Source organism: Janthinobacterium sp. SUN120 (assembly GCF_030397735.1).
Lineage (GTDB): Bacteria > Pseudomonadota > Gammaproteobacteria > Burkholderiales > Burkholderiaceae_D > Janthinobacterium > Janthinobacterium kumbetense.
Genome location: NZ_JAPUBW010000002.1, coordinates 439,418 through 457,208, shown reverse-complemented (window position 1 = coordinate 457,208; position 17,791 = coordinate 439,418). Strand labels below are relative to the sequence as shown.

General features: G+C 64.8%; 16 protein-coding genes. 5 read left to right on the top strand and 11 right to left on the bottom strand.

From position 1 onward, the window contains the following. Positions 1-40: 40 nt before the first annotated feature. The 9 genes from O0879_RS11820 to O0879_RS11780 form a co-directional block, all read right to left on the bottom strand. Complete coding sequence (locus tag O0879_RS11820; RefSeq protein WP_289916591.1) at positions 41-1,069, bottom strand: acyl-CoA dehydrogenase; 1,029 nt, start codon at positions 1,067-1,069, stop codon at positions 41-43. A 159-nt stretch (positions 1,070-1,228) separates the two neighbouring features. Then, entirely contained in the window at positions 1,229-1,858 is a 630-nt protein-coding gene (locus O0879_RS11815; RefSeq protein ID WP_289916588.1) for a hypothetical protein, read from the bottom strand. Between the two features lie 227 nt (positions 1,859-2,085). Beyond that, on the bottom strand, positions 2,086-2,778 hold the full coding sequence (locus tag O0879_RS11810; protein ID WP_289916586.1) for a hypothetical protein: 693 nt from the start codon (positions 2,776-2,778) through the stop codon (positions 2,086-2,088). 343 nt (positions 2,779-3,121) lie between these two features. Then, a complete protein-coding gene (locus tag O0879_RS11805; protein WP_289916585.1) occupies positions 3,122-5,212 on the bottom strand; it encodes a methyl-accepting chemotaxis protein in 2,091 nt (696 codons plus the stop codon). Positions 5,213-5,269: 57 nt separating this feature from the next. Continuing rightward, positions 5,270-6,064: a TorF family putative porin gene (locus O0879_RS11800; protein WP_289916581.1), complete on the bottom strand. Its 795-nt coding sequence runs from the start codon at positions 6,062-6,064 to the stop codon at positions 5,270-5,272. 240 nt (positions 6,065-6,304) lie between these two features. Then, positions 6,305-6,718 carry a hypothetical protein gene (locus O0879_RS11795; RefSeq protein WP_289916579.1) on the bottom strand — a complete coding sequence of 138 codons (414 nt, stop codon included), beginning with the start codon at positions 6,716-6,718 and terminating at the stop codon, positions 6,305-6,307. Positions 6,719-6,781: 63 nt separating this feature from the next. After that, positions 6,782-7,801, bottom strand: coding sequence for a WYL domain-containing protein (locus O0879_RS11790; RefSeq protein ID WP_289910965.1), 1,020 nt, complete (start codon positions 7,799-7,801; stop codon positions 6,782-6,784). A gap of 81 nt (positions 7,802-7,882) precedes the next feature. Then, positions 7,883-8,902 carry a GGDEF domain-containing protein gene (locus O0879_RS11785; RefSeq protein WP_289916577.1) on the bottom strand — a complete coding sequence of 340 codons (1,020 nt, stop codon included), beginning with the start codon at positions 8,900-8,902 and terminating at the stop codon, positions 7,883-7,885. Positions 8,903-9,011: 109 nt separating this feature from the next. Beyond that, positions 9,012-9,710, bottom strand: a complete 699-nt coding sequence (locus O0879_RS11780; protein WP_289916575.1) for a FadR/GntR family transcriptional regulator — start codon at positions 9,708-9,710, stop codon at positions 9,012-9,014. Positions 9,711-9,862: 152 nt separating this feature from the next. On the opposite strand from O0879_RS11780, the gene O0879_RS11775 reads away from it, so the two are divergent. The 4 genes from O0879_RS11775 to O0879_RS11760 all read left to right on the top strand — a co-directional run bounded on the left by O0879_RS11775 (position 9,863) and on the right by O0879_RS11760 (position 14,617). Next, positions 9,863-10,654 (top strand): (Fe-S)-binding protein, encoded by a 792-nt coding sequence (locus O0879_RS11775; RefSeq protein WP_289910961.1) that lies wholly within the window; start codon positions 9,863-9,865, stop codon positions 10,652-10,654. Beyond that, entirely contained in the window at positions 10,651-11,367 is a 717-nt protein-coding gene (locus O0879_RS11770; protein ID WP_289916573.1) for an LUD domain-containing protein, read from the top strand. The genes O0879_RS11775 and O0879_RS11770 overlap by 4 nt, the downstream gene beginning before the upstream one ends. Continuing rightward, the gene (locus tag O0879_RS11765; protein ID WP_289916570.1) at positions 11,364-12,809 is read left to right on the top strand and encodes a LutB/LldF family L-lactate oxidation iron-sulfur protein; all 1,446 of its coding nucleotides are present in this window, start codon (positions 11,364-11,366) and stop codon (positions 12,807-12,809) included. Before O0879_RS11770 ends, O0879_RS11765 begins: the two co-directional genes overlap by 4 nt. Before the next feature lie 101 nt (positions 12,810-12,910). Then, on the top strand, positions 12,911-14,617 hold the full coding sequence (locus tag O0879_RS11760; RefSeq protein WP_289916569.1) for a lactate permease LctP family transporter: 1,707 nt from the start codon (positions 12,911-12,913) through the stop codon (positions 14,615-14,617). Positions 14,618-14,834: 217 nt separating this feature from the next. On the opposite strand, the gene O0879_RS11755 is transcribed toward O0879_RS11760, so the two are convergent. After that, complete coding sequence (locus tag O0879_RS11755) at positions 14,835-15,068, bottom strand: DUF3563 family protein (protein WP_080698581.1); 234 nt, start codon at positions 15,066-15,068, stop codon at positions 14,835-14,837. A gap of 424 nt (positions 15,069-15,492) precedes the next feature. On the opposite strand from O0879_RS11755, the gene fucP reads away from it, so the two are divergent. Then, positions 15,493-16,797 carry an L-fucose:H+ symporter permease gene (gene fucP, locus O0879_RS11750; RefSeq protein ID WP_092607048.1) on the top strand — a complete coding sequence of 435 codons (1,305 nt, stop codon included), beginning with the start codon at positions 15,493-15,495 and terminating at the stop codon, positions 16,795-16,797. 51 nt (positions 16,798-16,848) lie between these two features. Here the strand turns inward: fucP and O0879_RS11745 are convergent, their stop codons facing one another. Then, a complete protein-coding gene (locus O0879_RS11745; RefSeq protein WP_289916566.1) occupies positions 16,849-17,742 on the bottom strand; it encodes a LysR substrate-binding domain-containing protein in 894 nt (297 codons plus the stop codon). Between the last annotated feature and the right edge of the window lie 49 nt (positions 17,743-17,791).

Here is a 17,791-nt window from a genome sequence, read left to right as displayed (position 1 = left end):
TCGCCGGCCCGGAGTCCATCCGGTCCGGCGATTTTTTTTGTCACAGCGACCAAGGATGGTCTTCTGCGCCGGCGACGATGCCGCCCAGCACGGCCTGGTCGCGCTCCGCGTGGCTCTGGCGCAGGAACACGGGCAGGTCGGCAGCCAGGCGGGCGAAACGGGCATCGCGGCACAGGGGGGCTGCGCCCAGCGCCCGCGTGGCCAGGTGCAAGACCAGGGTGGCGGCGTCTTCCGTTGCCAGGCGCAGGCGCAGGGCCAGTCCCATGGCGTCGCGTTGCGGGTGCTGGTCGATTTCGGCGGCGCCTTCGCGCAGCAGGGCGCCGGTGGCGCGCAAGACGCAATCGATTTGTCCCAGCTGCGCCAGGCGGACGGGGTCGGGGGCGGCGTGTTGCGCGCGTGCATGCAGGTGGCTGGCGACGGCGCAGGCCGCGCCATACCAGGCGGCCGCGATGCCCGCGCTGCCATGCCAGAAGCCGGGCCGCTGCAGATAGGCGCCCGGCGCGCCCACGGGAAAGGCGCGCGCGGCAGAAAAAGTCACGTCGACGCTGGCGCAGGCATGCATGCCGATGGCTTGCCAGCCTTCGTCCGTGAGGTGCACGCCGGGCTGCGACAGGGGCACCGACGTCAGGCAAGCCTGGCCTGCGTCGTTCCAGCAGCTGACCAAAGCATGGCTGAGGCCCTGTGCCCCGGCACACCAGGCCTTGCGTCCGTCGAGTACATGGCGGCCCTCGGCCGTCTGCCGCAAGCGGACGCGCGCGCCCGGCAGGTCCGCGCACCAGACGCCCCAGCTGCTGCCGGCCGGCATGGCGGAGCCGCCGATTTCCGCCAGGATGGCGAGCGCATCGGTATGACCTTCATACAGCTTGAGCAGGGAGAGGTCGACGGCGGCGATGGCGGCCAGCATTTGCCAGCGCTGCAGGGTGGCGCCGTGGCCGGGCAGGGGCAGCTGGTCCAGTCCCGCGTCGCGCAAGCGCCGCAAGCCTTCGATCGGGTGGAAAGCGCTGTCCTGGGGCTGCAGCAGGGCATCCAGTGCAGCGTGGGAGGGCAGGGGAAAGGCATGGTGTGACATGGCAAGCTCCTGTTTTTCTACAGGATAGCTTTTTATTTTTGCAATGTCTGTTTGATTTTACACAGACTCCCGTTCACGCTTGCGAGTCCATGAAGCGGCGGGCGAGAAGATGCGCCATGGCAACTGCGGGGCCGGGCGGCCCCGCAGCTGATCAGGCGCTTATTTTTTCACGTAGTGCACGTCCAGGACATACACGCCCTTTTTCGGGTCCAGCACCACCGAGTACAGGTCGTTGCCGCGCAAGGACAGGCCGCCGGGGACGCTCAGCGCCGCCTGCATGCCTTCATCCCACATGCAAGATTCGCCATTGTCCACCTTGACGCACCATTGCTGCTTGCCATCGCGCAATACATATTGCACGGTGGCGCCGCTGCGCTGGAAAGTATAGGCCGGCACCGACGAGGTGACCTTGTCGACGCGCAAGTTCGTTGCCGCGGCATTTTCCGCCAGCTTGATCGGCATGTCGGTTGTACCGTCCGACTTGCCGGTGATTTTCGCGCTCATGCCGTCCGTCGCGACCACGGGGCCGGTGCAATCGGCCTTGAAGTAGGTTTCGCCGGTCGGCGTCAGTTCCAGCGAACCGCTGCCGTCGCTCTTGAGCGCGATGACGAGCACTTGACGGTCGTGATCGTCGCACGCCGATTGCCACGTGCCGAGATATGCGGCCAGTGGCGAGGTGGAACCGGAATCGCCGGCAAGCTGCTGCGCCGAACTACCCCCACCGCCGCCACCGCAGCCGGTCAGGAGTGCCGCGGCCGAGCCGACCAATACTGCCAATAATTTTTTCATTCAGAGTCCTTTTTATCCGGCAGTGGTGCGTGCCGTCAACGCGGCCTGATTATAGGATTATTAATAGGAAGGAATTCTCACCGAATCTATCGCTGACTTGATTTGGATCATGTCGCGGCAATGCGCTGAAATGGTTTGCGGGACTGAAGGGAGGATGTGGTGTAACTGGTGCGCATTGCGCCGCTCACGCGGCGCAATGGCTGATTATTGGCTGATTACTGACTGATTTATTGTTTTACATAGTGCATATCGAGCACATAAGCACCGTCTTTTTGCATCACGGTAAACAATTCATTACCGCGCAAATAAAAGCCGCCGTTGTCACTTACTGCCTGTTGTATGCCGGTATCCGGGATGTCCGTGGTGTCGCCACTGCCATCGGTGATGCGCCAATTGGGTTTGCCATTGACCAGCACCGTGGTGACGGCCGGGCCCGTAATCTGGATGGTGTGGGCTGGCAGCGACGATACGACCTTGTCGATGCGGATGTCCGAGGCAGGGCTGTCCGCCGTCAGTTTGAGCTGGATATTGCCTGCGCCATCCGGCGTCGCGGTAATCTTTTCACTCGTGGTTTCCGTAAATTGCACGGGGCCGCTGCAATCGGCAGTGCTGAAGGTTTCATCGTAGGTCGATATTTCCAGGGCGCCGCTGCCATCGTTCTTGAGGGCGACGACGAGGCGCTGGCGGAAAGAGTCGTTACAAGCGGGTGTCCAGGTGCCAACATAGGCGGCCAGTGCGGGAGGAGGCGGAGGTGCGACCACCACTGGCGGGGGCGCTACCACCACTGGCGGGACCGCTACGTCTGCATTGCCGTTAGCACTACCGTTAGCATTACCATTAGCACTACTGTTTCCGCCACCACCGCAACCAGTCAATACCACTGTGCCCGATACCATTAATAAAGCCAATACTTTTTTCATCCGTGATTCCTGTAAATCTTCAACCGGCTGGAAGCGTGCCGTATACGCGGCGATATTATAAAGTACATGCGTATCTTATTTTTCTGAAATCTGAAATTGGCCGCAATGCCTGCATTGAAAATGGTCATCGGATAAATTCCGGCAGGAGCGGTTGACCATTTTCCTGGTGCTGACGTGGCGGGAAATAAAGGAAGGTAATCTCAGGTGCGGCCATTCAATGGCGTCGAGGAGAAACAGGCGGGTGCCGCGCCGAATCCGGCGCGAGGCAGGTATTGATATGGCCGTTTATAAAATTCGTGCCGGCGCCTGAATCTGGCGCCGGCTGCCGCCGGAAATGGCCGGTTTAAAACTCTTCCCAGTCATCGCCTGCCGGCGCCTTGGCCGGCGCATGCTGTACTGCTTGCGGCTTGGCAACACTCAGGCGTTTGGCTGGCGCGGCTGTCTTGGGCGTCACGGCGCGCGGCGCTGCGGGCGCTGCAGCCGGCGTTGCTGTCGATGTTGCCTGGCGCGCCTGCTCACCCAGCTTGAACACGCTGACCACCTCGGCCAGATGGCTGGCCTGGTCTTGCAGGCTTTCGGCGGCCGCTGCCGCTTCCTCGACGAGGGCCGCGTTTTGCTGCGTTACGCCATCCATCTGCGCCAGCGCCTGGTTGACCTGGGCGATGCCGTCGCTTTGCTCGGTGGTGGCGACGCTGATGTCGGCCATGATGGCGGTGACCTTGCGCACGCTGTCGACCACTTGCTCCATGGTGGCACCTGCTTCATCGACGAGCTTGCTTCCGGCGGCCACCTTGCCCACGGAATCGTCGATCAGCAGCTTGATTTCCTTGGCCGCCGCGGCGGAGCGCTGCGCCAGGTTGCGCACTTCCGTGGCGACGACGGCAAAACCGCGGCCCTGTTCGCCCGCGCGCGCCGCTTCCACGGCCGCGTTCAGCGCCAGGATATTCGTCTGGAAGGCGATGCCGTCGATGACGCTGATGATGTCGACAATCTTGTTCGACGAGTCATTGATCGACGTCATGGTTTCTATGACTTTGCCGACCACTTCGCCGCTCTTCTGTGCCACACTCGATGCGGAAGCAGCCAGTTGATTCGCCTGGCGCGCATGGTCGGCATTTTCCTTGACGGTGCCCGTCAGTTCTTCCACGGAGGCGGCCGTCTCTTCCAGCGAGCTGGCTTGCTGTTCCGTGCGGGCCGACAGGTCGTTATTGCCTTGCGCAATTTCCGCGCTGGCGCGCGCCACGTTGTCGGCACTGGCTTGCACTTGCAGCAGCACGGCGTGGATCTTTTCGACGAAGGCGTTGAAACCCTTGCCGATGACGGCCAGCTCGTCGGTGCCCTTGACTTCCAGCTTGACACGCAGGTCGGCGTCGCCGCTGGACAGGTCCGTCATGGTGCGGCCCAGGGTGCGCAGGGGGCGCGTCAGCTGGTTGACGACGAGAATCAAAATGCCAGCCGTGGCTGCCGCGCACAGCAGGGCAACGATCAGCGTGTAGACCATCAGGTCGCGCGCCGAGGCGGTGGCCACGCTTTTCGGGAAATTCAGTTCCACGCTCCACGGCGCGATGTCGGGGTGGATCTGCAGCGGCTGCAGCAAGTGGATGTAGCCCTTGTCGTCTTCGTATTCATACGCCTGGCCCTGGCGTACCTTTTCCAGGCCGGCGGCCGGCACGTCGTCCGCCTTCTTGCCCAGCCGTGCAGGTTCGGGGTGGCTGGCGTACAGGCCGCCGTTCGAGATCAGGGCCAGCTTGCCGCCCTCGATCACTTTCAGGTCGGCGAGGATTTTCGCCAGGCGCGTGAGCATGAAGTCGGCGCTGGCCGTGCCCTTGAAGCTGCCGTCGATCATGATGGGCGCCACCAGCGAAGCCATCAGCACATCCTTGCCGTCGACGGGATAGATATACGGTTCCGTAAAGTAAGTCTTGCCGGTGCGCTTGGGCACGTCGTACCAGTCGTTGGCGCCCGCTTTCGGGTCGAAGACGATGGGTTCGACTTGCAGCTTGCCGCCGGCGCCCCGTGTCCAGTAGGGCATGAAGCGGCCGCTGGCGTCGTAGTTCGGTTTCTGGTTGGCAAACTCCGCATCCTTGCCGTCGAGCGCATTCGGCTCCCACGTCACGGCCGAGCCCAGCAAGTCTTCCGAGCTGGTCAACGTCGCCTTGGTCAGTTCATTGATCTGGTCGCGCTGCAGGGGCAAATTCGCGCCCTTGGTGCCGCGCATGGCGCCGGCCAGGCTGGAAACGCTCGACAGGTTGCTGGCGATGCGCGCCTGCAGCGCACCGGCCACTTCGCGTGCCGACGTGCGCGCCAGTTCCAAAGCAGCCGCCTCGGCGCTGGCGCTGCTCTTGTAGCCGATCACGGCCGCCGTGACGCCGAGGCTGAGGATGGCGAGCGCTGTGGCGGCGACGCAGATTTTACTGTTCAGTGATAGTTGCATGAGGCTGTTCCTTGATGGGGAGGGGTATCGGTGTCTCGGGCGTCGCGGGTAGCGCGCCTAGAAAGTCTTGCTGACGGCCAGCACGAAGGTGGCCGCGGCCGGGTTCGAGGTGTCGAACTGGCCGGCCGCATTCGGGATGCCCAGCGTGTAATGGTCGTAGGCGTCGGTGGCGCCCCAGGCGCGCGTCACGGCGCCACTCAGGCTCCAGCCGCCGTCGAAGGCCCGCGTGACGCCCACCTTGGCATCGCGCCAGTTCCACATGGCATTGCCCGTGCCCGCCACGCGGCCATTGCCAGCGTGCAGGTTCAAGGTCCAGGCATTGCCCAGGTCGACATTCGCGCCCACGTCCAGGTAACCCGTGCCGCGCGCATGCGTGATGCCGAAGAAGTCGCGCGTGACGGTATGGTTGTATTTGGCGTACAGCATGCGGTAGGTCAGGCCCAGCGACAGTTCGCCATAGTCGTACCTGACGCCTGTGGCGCGGTACACGGCGCCCGGATACTTGTAGTAATACGCGAGCACGCTGTAACCCAGCTCGCCCGCCGTGCCGCCGTAGCCGCCGTACAGGTCCCATTCGACGCTTGCATCCTGGATATAGCGGTCGCTGACGGTGGAAGCCCAGGTGCCCAGCGACCAGCCGCTCGGGTGCGCGTAGTCGACGCCCGCCTGCAGGGCCGGCTTGCCCCAGGTCTGGCGGAAGCCGCGCGAAATGTATTGCGAAGTGAGGCTGGCATTGGCGCTGAAGGTGGCGCCAGTGCTGTCCGTGGTCTGGGCCTGCACGGGCAGGGCGGCCGCCAGCAGGAAGGCGCAGCCCAGCAAGGATGATCCGGGGAAACGGTGGTGCGATGGCATGGCAGTCAGCTCCGTATTTGCCGGCAGCGGCCGTCCAGGCGCGTTGCCCTGATGGTTGCAATAAAAATGCGGAATGGACTTTTGTGAAGGCAAGGCGAGGCCGTTTGCATGTTCGTCTGAACATGCACACATTCTCACCAAACGTAACTGAAAGGATAGGGGCTAGGGCTAGTGGAAGTCAATAAAGTTGCGCTACGGAAATCGTAAGTTGTTGTTTCCTGGCACTTTTTCATGCTCCTGTCACATTTCCGGCCTGCCCCGGCTGGCGGCCTGTTGCAAGCCGGCCAGCAAGCCTGGCAGGGCCGCATGCAAGGCTTGCAGGCTGTCGGCGTCCAGCCCGGCCTGCATTTCCAGCCGGCCCGAGGGCTGGCCCCAGACGACCTGTGCGCTGAGCCGGGCGCCGGCGTCGAGTCCCGTGACGCTGACCAGCAGCGCGACTTCTTCCGGCGCATCCTCGGGCACGTCTGCGAGCAGGCAGGAAATGCCGAAATGATAATCCTGGAAGGCGCTGGTCGTGCCGCTGGAAAAGGCGAAGACGGAAGCGAGCACCTGCGGCGCGGCGGCCGCCAGTGACGGCAGGGCGGCGCGAAACAGGGGCAGCAAGTCGTTTTCCAGCTGCAGTACCAGCGGATGAGTGTGGCTAAGGACGGTCATGGGCGGACGAAAGGAGTGGCGGCGCGCGATGGTAGCAGTTTTCGCCGCCGCCGGGGGCCATCGTCAGGCGGCGTAGCGGCTGGCCATGCTGGCGATGGTGCTTCTCATCTGTTCGCGCAGCGCGGCGGGCGCCAGCACTTCCACGCCATCGCCCAGGCCCAGCAGCCACCATTGCAGTTCGCGCGTGCTGGGCACGGTGGCGGTCAGGTGCAGCGAACCGTCGGCGCGTTCCTGCAATTGCTGGTCCGCGCTCAGCGGCGTCTCGTACAGGTGCTCGCCGCTGCGGCGGGCAAACACGGCTTCAAGCTGCAGCGGTTCGCCCTCGCGGATACCCATGGCGCCGGAGGCGATATACGCATCGATGTCGAAGCCTGGCTGCGCGCGCGCGGCAAGGAAGAGCATTTCCGCCTGTTGCACGCGGTGCAGGACCAGGGTGCGCACGTCGTGGTAGTCGGCGAACAGGCATACCAGGTAGAGCAACTGGCCCCGCTGCACGATGGCCAGCGGATGGACGGCGTCATAGCTGACGAGGTTGTCATTGTCGCGCTTCTTGTAGCTCAGCTTGAGCTGGCGGTTCTGCATCAGCGCTTCATACACGGTGCGCTGGCAAGCTTCGTCGATGTCGGGCGCCAGCAGCCGCTGCATGGGGGCGATGACGCGTATCTTGCTCAGCCAGGCGGACGCGTTGGCACGCTCGCTGGCCGCGTTCAGGGTCTGGCGTGCCGCGCTGAAATATGGCTGCATGCTGTCCAGGGTGGATGGCGGCAACGCATGGCGCATGTGCTGTTCCATCAGGGCCAGGGTCAGCGCGGCAGGCGTCGACAGGCCCGGCATGTCCATGCGCGCCGCATTTTCCATCCAGCACCAGCCAAACGGCTTGCTGTCGGCTGGATTGGTCAGCGGGAAAATCTCGGCCAGGTCCAGCAAGTCGCGCTGGATCGTGCGCACGCCGATGGCGAAGTCGATGGCCTTGAGCTTGTCGTGCAATTGGGCGACGGTGATGGTGCGTGGCGCCTGCGGTATCAGGCGCAGCATTTGCCATTGGCGCATGATGGTGGAGGGGCGGGGCGCGGGTGCAGACATGATGATTCCGTTCTATTCAGTGGCAGGATGTGTACTGATAAGTACACAAGTTAACGAATGGTAACATTGATTCGATGGCAATTACAGGGTATCCAGCCTGGCTGCCCTGACGCAATTGCGCCCCGCGTGCTTGGCCTGGTACAGCAGGCGGTCGGCAGCAGCGACCAGGGCGGCGGCGCCGGGCGCCCGGCTGCCGGGCGCACACGCGAGGGAGGCGACGCCGAAGCTGGCCGTCGTGCCGATGTGCTGCGCCAGGCCGTCGCGCAGGCGTTCGGCCAGGCGCACGCCGCCAGCCAGGTCCGTTTCGGGCAGGATCAGCAGGAACTCCTCGCCGCCGTGGCGCACCACGCTGTCGATGCCGCGGCGCGTGGCGTTGCCGAGCAGGCCGGCAAAGGTGCGCAGCACGGCATCGCCCGCGGCGTGGCCGTGGGCGTCGTTGATGCGCTTGAAGTGGTCGAGATCGCACAGGATGGCCGTCAGGCACAGGCCATGGCGTTGTGAGCGCGCCAGTTCGGCGCCCAGCAAGTGCTCGTCGAGGTAGCGGCGGTTGTAGCAGCCGGTCAGGTGGTCGCGCACGGCCTGTTCAGCGAGGACGGCGTGTTGCAGTGCGTGCGCGCGGTGCTGGCTCTGCTGGCCATGGCCGGCGCAGAGGCCGGTCAGGTTGAGCAGCAGCAAGGTGGCGGCGTTGCCGGCCTGAACGTCATCCTGCAGGCCCAGCCAGGCCAGGCTCGCCGCAATGGCCAGGCCGGCGCCGCCCAGCAGGTGCCGCGTGATGCCGGCATAGGGTGCGGCGAGCAGGATGCAAAAGGCGGTCGCATGCCAATCGGCGTCGGCCTCGCGCAAGGCATAGCAGAGCAGGAACACGAGCAGGTCCAGCGCCAGCAGCGCGGTGCCGGAGGCGGCGCGGCCAAGCTGTGCGGCAGGTGCGCGCACGGCCCGCAGCAGCATGGCCAGGATGAGCAGGCAGCACGCCAGGGCCAGCGGCCAGCCGGCGGGCGGCAGCAGCGCGGCGGCAAAGGCGGCGCTGGCGCCGGCATGCAGCGCCAGCAAGGGAAGCGGCGCCGGCTTGCGGATATCGTCAATTGCATGATGCAAATGCATGGAAACCTGTCGGATAGCGAATCGGGACCCCATTCTTGCCCGGCCCTGCGACAAGCCACGACGCGTTGCCCCACCATGCTGTATATCAGATTGGTCCTACCAGTGACCCTTATTCGTCGCTGGTGACGCGCGTGCGCACGAAATCGATGTGGCCTTGCATGGCCGTGCGCGCCTCTTCGGGCTGGCTGGCGCAGATGGCCTCGCACAGCGTGCGGTGCTGCGACAGCAGTTGCAGCGAAGTGGCCTCGTCCTGCTGGCGCAAGCCCGTGCCATTGATGGTGATGTGGTCGCGCAGCATGCCGATGATGCTGGTGTGCAAGTGCAGGAACATGGTGTTGTGCGACGCTTGCGCGATGACTTCATGCAGGCGCGCATCGGCCTGCGCCTCGCCGTGCTTGTCGTCGCTGGCGCGCGCCTGTTCCAGTTCGGCCAGCAGGGCCATGATTTGCGCGCGCTCGTCCCCGCTGGCCCGCTGCGCCGCAAAGTAGGCCGTCGCCCCTTCCAGCACGCGGCGAAATTCCAGGATGTCGTCGCGCAGGGCGGGGTGGTCGGCCACCAGCTGGCTCCACGGCGACGCCATGCCCGTGCGCAGCTGATCCGTCACGAACACGCCGGCGCCGCGCCGGCTGCGCACCAGTCCCCGCGCCGCCAGCCGCTGCACCGCTTCGCGCACGGTGTTGCGCGAGACGGCATATTGCTGCGCCAGCAGGCGCTCGGCCGGCAACTGCGCGCCCGCCGGCAAGCTGCCGTCCAGCAGGGCGGTTTCCAGCCGGCGCATCACCATCTCGACCCTGCCCCGCGTTTGCATGCCTGTCGCCATCGATGTCTTCCGGTGTTGTTTTAAAGTGGTCCGAGCAATTTGAAGTGGCTTGCGGAAGCTGGAATTATGCGTGAACCAGTCATTCTTAACAACACACAGCGGCGCCGCAGCAACACACAGAGCGCCGGGGAGACACACTCATGCAGCCAGATCCGCGCCAGCCACGCCGCTATCCACCCGCACCGCTCCAGGTGTACCTGTTCGCCACCTGCCTGGTCGACCTGTTCGTGCCGCAGGCGGGGCTCGACGCGGTGCGCCTGCTGGAGCGGGAAGGCTTGCTGGTGCATTATCCGCGCGGCCAGAGCTGCTGCGGCCAGCCCGCCTACAGCAGCGGCAACCCGGAACAGGCGCGTGCCGTGGCCCGCGCCCAGCTCGACCTGTTCGCGCAGCCCTGGCCCGTGATCGTGCCGTCCGGCTCCTGCGCCGGCATGATGCGCCACCACTGGCCGCAACTGTTCCAGGACGACCCCGTCGCCGGCCCCAAGGCGGCCGAACTTGCCGAACGCGTGTATGAACTGAGCGAATTTCTCGTCTGCGTGCTGCAACTCGATGTGGCCGGTCTGGCAGGCGCAGGGCAGGCGCAGGAAAGCGTGGTGCTGCACACCTCGTGCGGCGCGCGCCGCGAAATGGGCGCGCGGGTGCACGGCGTGGCACTGGTCGACGCCTTGCCCGGCGTGACGCGCATCGAACACCAGCGCGAATCGGAATGCTGCGGCTTCGGCGGCACGTTTTCACTGAAGCACCCGGATATTTCCGGCGCCATGGTCAGCGACAAGATCGCCTCGGCCTGCGCCACGGGCTGCGACCGGCTCGTCTCGGCCGATTGCGGCTGCCTGCTCAATATCGGCCATGCCGCGCAACACCAGGGCGCGCCGCTGCCCGTCGAACACCTGGCCAGCTTTTTGTGGCGCCGCACGGGAGGCGAAGCATGAGCGCCGCCCTGACTGCCCGCGAACGCATGCTGGGACGCCTGCGCGCCGCGGCGCCGTCCATGCCCGAGGCGGTGGACGTCATCGATACGGCCATCGACCAGCACTACCTGGCGCGCCGCGCACAAGCGCCGCTGTCGCCACGGGGCCGGATCGCCGCCCTGCAGGCCGCCCTGCAGGCCGCGCATGCGGAAGTCGATTGCGTGCGCGGCGATGCCTGGCCTGCCCTGCTGGCGCAGCGCCTGGAAGCACACGGCGCGCGCCGTGTGCTGCTCGATATCGGCAGCGCCGAAGGGCAGGCCTTGCGGGCCGCCTTGCCGGACGGCGTCGAGGCGCTGTCTTTTGACCGTCCGCTGGTGCAGTGGAAGGGCGAGTTGTTCGACACTGTCGACGCGGGTTTTACCGTCGCCCGTTCCGGCATCGCCGCGTCGGGCACGCTGGTCATCGCGCCCGACGCGGCCACGCCGCGCACGGTGTCGCTGGCGCCGCCGCTGCACATTTGCCTCGTGTATGCGAGCACCCTGCATGCGGACTTGCATGCGGCGGCGCGCGCCGAACGCTGGGCGGACGGCATGCCATCGAACCTGGTGCTGGTGTCGGGTCCCTCGAAAACGTCCGACATCCAGCAAACCCTCGCCTATGGCGCGCATGGCCCGCGCTGGCTGTGGGTGCTGATCGTCGATGACTTGCCAGCCCGTGAAGGAGGCCAGCCATGAACGCCAAGCCACTGCAATTCGTCAAACCGGCGGACTTCCATGCGCGCGCCCGCGCCGCGCTGGACGACCCGAAGCTGCGCCAGAGCTTTCGCGGCGCCATGGATTTTTTGCAGGACAAGCGCACGGCGCAGTTCCCCGACGGCGACGAGCTGGAACGCTTGCGCGACCTAGGCGAAGCCGTGCGCCGGCACGCGCTGGCGCGCCTGCCCGACTTGCTGGTGCAGCTGGAAGACAGGCTGACGGCGGCCGGCGTGCAGGTGCACTGGGCCGAGGATGGCGAGCAGGCCAACGCCATCATCCACGCCATCGCGCAAAAGGCCAAGGCGACGCGCTTCATCAAGGGCAAGTCGATGGCCAGCGAGGAAATCGAGCTCAATCACTACCTGGAAGCGCGCGGCATGACCTGCCTGGAGTCGGACATGGGCGAGTACATCGTGCAGCTGGCCGGCGAAAAACCGTCGCACATCGTCATGCCGGCGATTCACAAGACCAAGGCCGATATCGCCGGCCTGTTCGCCGAGCACATTCCCGACGCGCCCTACACGGAAGACGTCGACAGCCTGATCCAGACGGGGCGGCGCGCGTTGCGCCAGGCCTTCGTCGAAGCTGACATCGGCCTGTCGGGCGTGAACTTCGCGGCGGCCGACACGGGCACCCTGTGGCTGGTGGAAAACGAGGGCAATGGCCGGCTGACGACATCCGTGCCGGACGTGCACATCGCCATCATGGGCATGGAAAAGGTGGTGGCCAAGCTCGAACATATCGTGCCGCTGGCCAGCTTGCTGACGCGCTCGGCCACGGGGCAGGCCATCACCACGTATTTCAACCTGATTTCCGGCCCGCGCCGCGCCGGTGAACAGGATGGGCCGCGCGAAGTGCACCTGGTCTTGCTCGACAACGGCCGCAGCCAGGCCTACGCCGACGAGCAGCTGCGCGCCACCCTGCAATGCATACGCTGCGGCGCCTGCATGAATCATTGCCCCGTCTACACGCGCATCGGCGGCCACGCCTACGGCACCACGTATCCGGGGCCGATCGGCAAGATCATCTCGCCCCACTTGCTGGGACTGGCTGCGACGGCCGACCTGGCCACCGCGTCGAGCCTGTGCGGCGCCTGCGGCGAAGTGTGCCCCGTGCGCATCCCGATTCCGCAACTGCTGGTGCGCCTGCGCACGGAGGCGAACCGCAATCCGAACGAGGAAGTCAGCCATCCGCTGCGCGGCCAGGGGGCCAAGTTCAGCCGCGGCGAAAGCCTGGTCTGGCGTTTCTGGAGCGGCGCCTTCGCGCGCCCAATCAGTTATCGCCTGTTCCGCTGGGCCGCCACGCGGCTGCGCGCACTGACGCCGGGCAAGCAGCTGGGCTGGACGCAGCACCGCAAGCCGTTGACGCCGGCGCCGCGCAGCCTGGCCGACTTGCTCAATGCGCGCGGGCAGGAGGAATAGCCCGGCCCGGCAGCACCGAAGCACCGCAAAAAACACGCTACACACAATTACATCAAAAGCCGTTTTTTCAATCAACCCGCATCCACCGGAGGAGACCCGACATGCAAACCTGGACCCAACTTTATACACCGCTCGGCAGCCTGTGGCTGTCGTCCCTGGCGGCAGCCGTTCCCATCATTTTCTTCTTCATCGCCCTGGCCGCGCTGCGCATCAAGGGCCACGTGGCGGCCGCCGTCACCCTGGCGCTGGCGCTGGCCGTGGCGATTTTTGCGTACGGCATGCCCGTGCCGCAGGCGCTGGCGGCGGCCGGCTATGGTTTTGCGTATGGTTTGTGGCCGATCGCCTGGATCATCGTCACGGCCGTCTTCCTGTACAAGATCGTCGTGAAAACGGGGCAGATCGAGATCATCCGCGCCTCGGTGCTGTCGGTCACGGACGACCAGCGCCTGCAGGTGCTCTTGATCGGCTTTGCCTTCGGCGCCTTCCTGGAAGGGGCGGCCGGTTTCGGCGCGCCCGTGGCGATCACCTCGGCGCTGCTGGTGGGCCTGGGCTTCAACCCGCTGTATGCGGCGGGCCTGTGCCTGATCGCCAATACGGCGCCCGTGGCCTTTGGCGCCATGGGCATCCCCATCATCGTGGCGGGCCAGGTGACGGGCATCGACCCGTTCCTGATCGGCGCGATGGCGGGCCGCCAGTTGCCGCTGCTGTCGCTGGCCGTGCCTTTCTGGCTGGTCTTCATGATGGATGGCGTGCGCGGCGTGCGCGAAGTGTGGCCGGCCGCCCTGGTGACGGGCGCCAGCTTTGCCGTCACCCAGTACTTCACGTCGAACCATATCGGGCCGGAGCTGCCGGACATCACCTCGGCCCTCGTCAGCCTGGTGTCGCTGACCCTGTTCCTGAAAGTGTGGCAGCCGAAGAATGCCAAGGTGGTCAACGCCGTCGGTGGCGGCGCCGCCGCGCTGTCCGGTTTTGGCGGCGGGGCAGGCAATGCGGACTTGCGCGGCAGCGGCAGCCGCGCTGCCTCGCCCTACACGCTGGTGCAGACGGCGCGCGCCTGGGCGCCGTTCGGCCTGCTGACGGCCATCGTCACCGTCTGGAGCCTGCCCGGCTTCAAGTCCCTGTTCGCCGCCGGCGGAGCGTTATCCAGCCTGGTCGTCAAGATCCACGTGCCTTACCTCGATAAACTGGTGATCAAGACGATGCCCATCGTGGCGGAGCCGAAAGCGTATGACGCCGTCTTCAAGCTCGACCTGCTGTCGGCCGTGGGCACGGCGATCTTGCTGACGGCCGTGCTGTCGATGTGGATGCTGCGCATGAAGCCGCGCGATGGCATCAAGGCCTTTGTCGAAACGCTCGTGGAATTGCGCCGTCCCGTGCTGTCGATCGGCTTGGTGCTGGCGTTTGCCTTCGTGGCCAACTATTCGGGCATGTCGTCCACCCTGGCCCTGCTGCTGGCCGGCAGCGGCGCCGCCTTCCCGTTCTTCTCGCCGTTCCTGGGCTGGCTGGGGGTGTTCCTGACGGGGTCCGATACGTCGTCGAATGCCTTGTTCTGCTCCCTGCAAAACACGACGGCGCACCAGATCGGCGTGTCCGACACCTTGCTGGTGGCGGCCAATACGACGGGCGGCGTGACGGGCAAGATGATTTCGCCCCAGTCGATCGCCGTCGCCTGCGCCGCGACTGGCCTGGTGGGCAAGGAATCGGACCTGTTCCGCTTTACCTTGAAGCACAGTCTGCTGTTTGCCGTCATCATCGGCATCATCACCATGCTGCAGGCGTACGTGTTCACGGGCATGATCCCGCATTGAGCGATCCGTAGAAGTACGTAGTAAAACTAGATGAATTGATAGTAAAACGTGCAGATGGTCATGAAAATGACCTGATGCACTGCAACATGGTGACGCTTCCCGGTGTCGTGCCGGGCGGCCGCCTGTTGCCGCATACCCATCCCGTGCTCAAGCGCGAGGCGAGCAGGATGGGTCTGGTAATGGTCTTGCTGGTACTGCTTGCTTCCGGTTCAGGACATTAACGGCTCAGGCCGCTCATCCAGCTTGGCTGCGGGTTGGCACGGGCCAGTTCGCGCATGCGGTATTCCAGATCGTAGCGGTCGGTCGATTCAGCCAGGTAGGCTTCTTCATAAGCGCGTTCGCGGCGGTCGCTGCTTTGGTTCAGCCAGGCGCCCACGCGCTTGGCGGCGTGGACGAGGGTGGCGACGATATTGCTGTTTTGCGTGGTGTGGTAGGTAAATGCGGTAGACATGGCAGACTCCTTGAGTGGCGTGCCGCGTTGTGCTGCACTGCAATATAAGTATAGCGATTCCAAGTTATAAGGCTACTTTTGATTTCAAATGTCAGCTATTCATTTTTCAAATAATGGTCGCGAAAGCTGCGCAATACGGGGCTTTAAGGCATAATGCCGGCGCAGGATTGTAGTTTTACTACAAGACGTTTTTGTCCAGGATGTTGTTTTCAGACGCAGCCCGCAGGCGTGCCGCGCCCACAAGACATCGTTCTGACGAGAAACGGTCGGCCGCACGCGCGAGATGCCATGCCTGCCCCGTATTGCTGATAGCAGTCATGGCCCACGCTGATATCTGCGTGGCGCTTGCGCGTCCTGGTGCTGCCCGGGTGGAAACGCTTCCATGCCTGGCGCGATCAACTTGGAATTGAAAAATGGAGAAGGTATGGAATATGTAAAGCAAGGCCAGGGCGTACCGTCCGCACGGGCCGGCACGCAAAACAATACAGGCGCCCTGATCATTGTCACGGTGCTGTTTTTCATGTGGGGACTGCTGACCTCGCTCAATGATGTGCTGATTCCCCATCTGCGCTCGATCTACACCTTGACGTATGTCCAGGCGATGCTGGTGCAGTTCTGCTTCTTCGGCGCCTACGCCATCGTTTCGCTGCCGGCCGGCATGCTGATCAAGAAAATCGGCTACCAGCGCGGCGTCGTCGCCGGGCTGCTGATCGCGGCCGCCGGCTGCGCCATGTTCTACCCGGCGTCCACCGGCAGCTATGCGCTGTTCCTGCTGTCCTTCTTCATCCTGGCGGCGGGCATCACCGTGCTGCAGGTGGCGGCCAATCCGTACGTGACGGAACTGGGCGACCCGCAGACGGCGTCGAGCCGCCTGACCCTGACGCAGGCGTTCAACGCGCTGGGCACCACCGTGGCGCCGGCCTTGGGCGGCATGCTGATTTTGTCGGGCACCGTGCTGACGGTGCAGCAGTTCGACCTGCTGCCGGCAGCCGAGCAACTGGCTTACCGCGCCAAGGAAGCCGCTTCCGTGCAAGGCCCGTACCTGGTGCTGGCTGCGACCCTGGTGATCCTGGCCGTGCTGTTCGCGCTGGCGAAATTGCCGAAGATTTCGCATGCCGACGATGCGGCCGCCGTGGCGCAGGATGGCCACAAGGTCTCGATCTGGTCGCACCGCCATCTGGTGCTGGGCGCGCTGGCCATCTTCCTGTATGTGGGCGGTGAAGTGAGCATCGGCAGTTTCCTGATCAACTTCCTGGGCGAGAGCCATATCGCTGGCCTGAGCCACGCCGACGCCGCGTATTTCGTCAGCTATTACTGGGGTGGCGCCATGCTGGGCCGCTTCGTCGGCTTTGCCGTGATGCGCTATGTCAGCCCGGGCAAGACCTTGGCCTTCAACGCCGCCGTCGTCATTGCGCTGATCCTCGTCGCCGTGTTCTCCAGCGGTCACACGGCCATGTGGGCATTGATCGCCGTGGGCCTGTTTAACTCCATCATGTTCCCGACCATCTTCAGCATGGCCCTGAACAAGCTGGGCGCGCAGACGGGTCAAGGTTCGGGCATCCTGTGCATGGCCATCGTCGGCGGCGCCATCGTGCCGTTCATCCAGGGCTTCCTGGCCGACCACATCAATTTGCAGCTGTCCTTCCTCGTGCCGGCCCTGTGCTACACCTTCATTCTGTACTTCGGCTGGAAGTACGCCAGCATGTACAAGGACGACGCCGCCAAGTAAGCAAGGTGGCGCGATCAATCAAAAGGGTGGCCTCGGCCACCCTTTTTTACGTCAGTGCGCGAACGGCGTGCCCAGCACGTCCTGGCATACCTCGAGCCAGGCGCGCGCCGCATGCGACAGGTAGCGCCCGCTCCAGACGTGCGCCACCTGCCACGCCACCTCCGGCTCGACGATGCGCACCGCCTCCAGCCGTTCGCCGGCTAGGCGGTGGATGAACGGCTCGGGCAGCAGGGCCACGCCCAGGCCGGCCGAGGCCATCGCCACCAGCCAGTCCCATTGCCCGCTCTGCGCGGCGATGGTCGGCGTGAAGCCCGCTTGCGCGAAATGCTGGCGCAGGCTGCGCGTGAGCGCGAAATCATCCTTTAATAACACCAGCGGCAAGTCGGCCAGCGCCTTGAAGGGCAGTGTCGTGCGCTGCTTCTGGAATGTGCCCGGCTCGGCCAGGGCCCAGATCGGGTAGTTGGCCACTTCCACGGCCACGAGATCGAGTTCCGGGTCGGCCGGCAGCACCGTCATGCCGATTTCCAGCTCGCCGGCCGCCACCTGGCGCTCGATCTGCTGGCCCGTGTCTTCCTGCAGGGTCAGGCTGATGTTCGGGTGGCGCGCGCGGAAGGCTTTCAATACGGGCGTGAACAGCACGTTGATCATGGGCGGGATGCCGACCGTCAGGCTGCCGCGCTGCAAGGCCTGGGTGTCGCGCACCTCCAGCGTCAGCTGGCGCATATTGGCCAGCATTTCCTGGCCGTGCTGGTAGACGATGCGGCCCGTGTCCGTCAGGGTCAGCTTGCGCCCGTCGCGCACGAGCAATTGTGCGCCCACCTCGTCTTCCAGCTGGCGCACCATCTTGCTGATGGTGGACTGTGTCAGGTGCAGCGATTCCGCCGCCTGCGTAAAGCTCGACAGGCGCACGGTTTCGACGAAATAGCGCAGGGAACGGATATCCAAGAGGGGCTCGGCGTTGGCGGGGCATGAAAATATCGACTGGATGTGACGA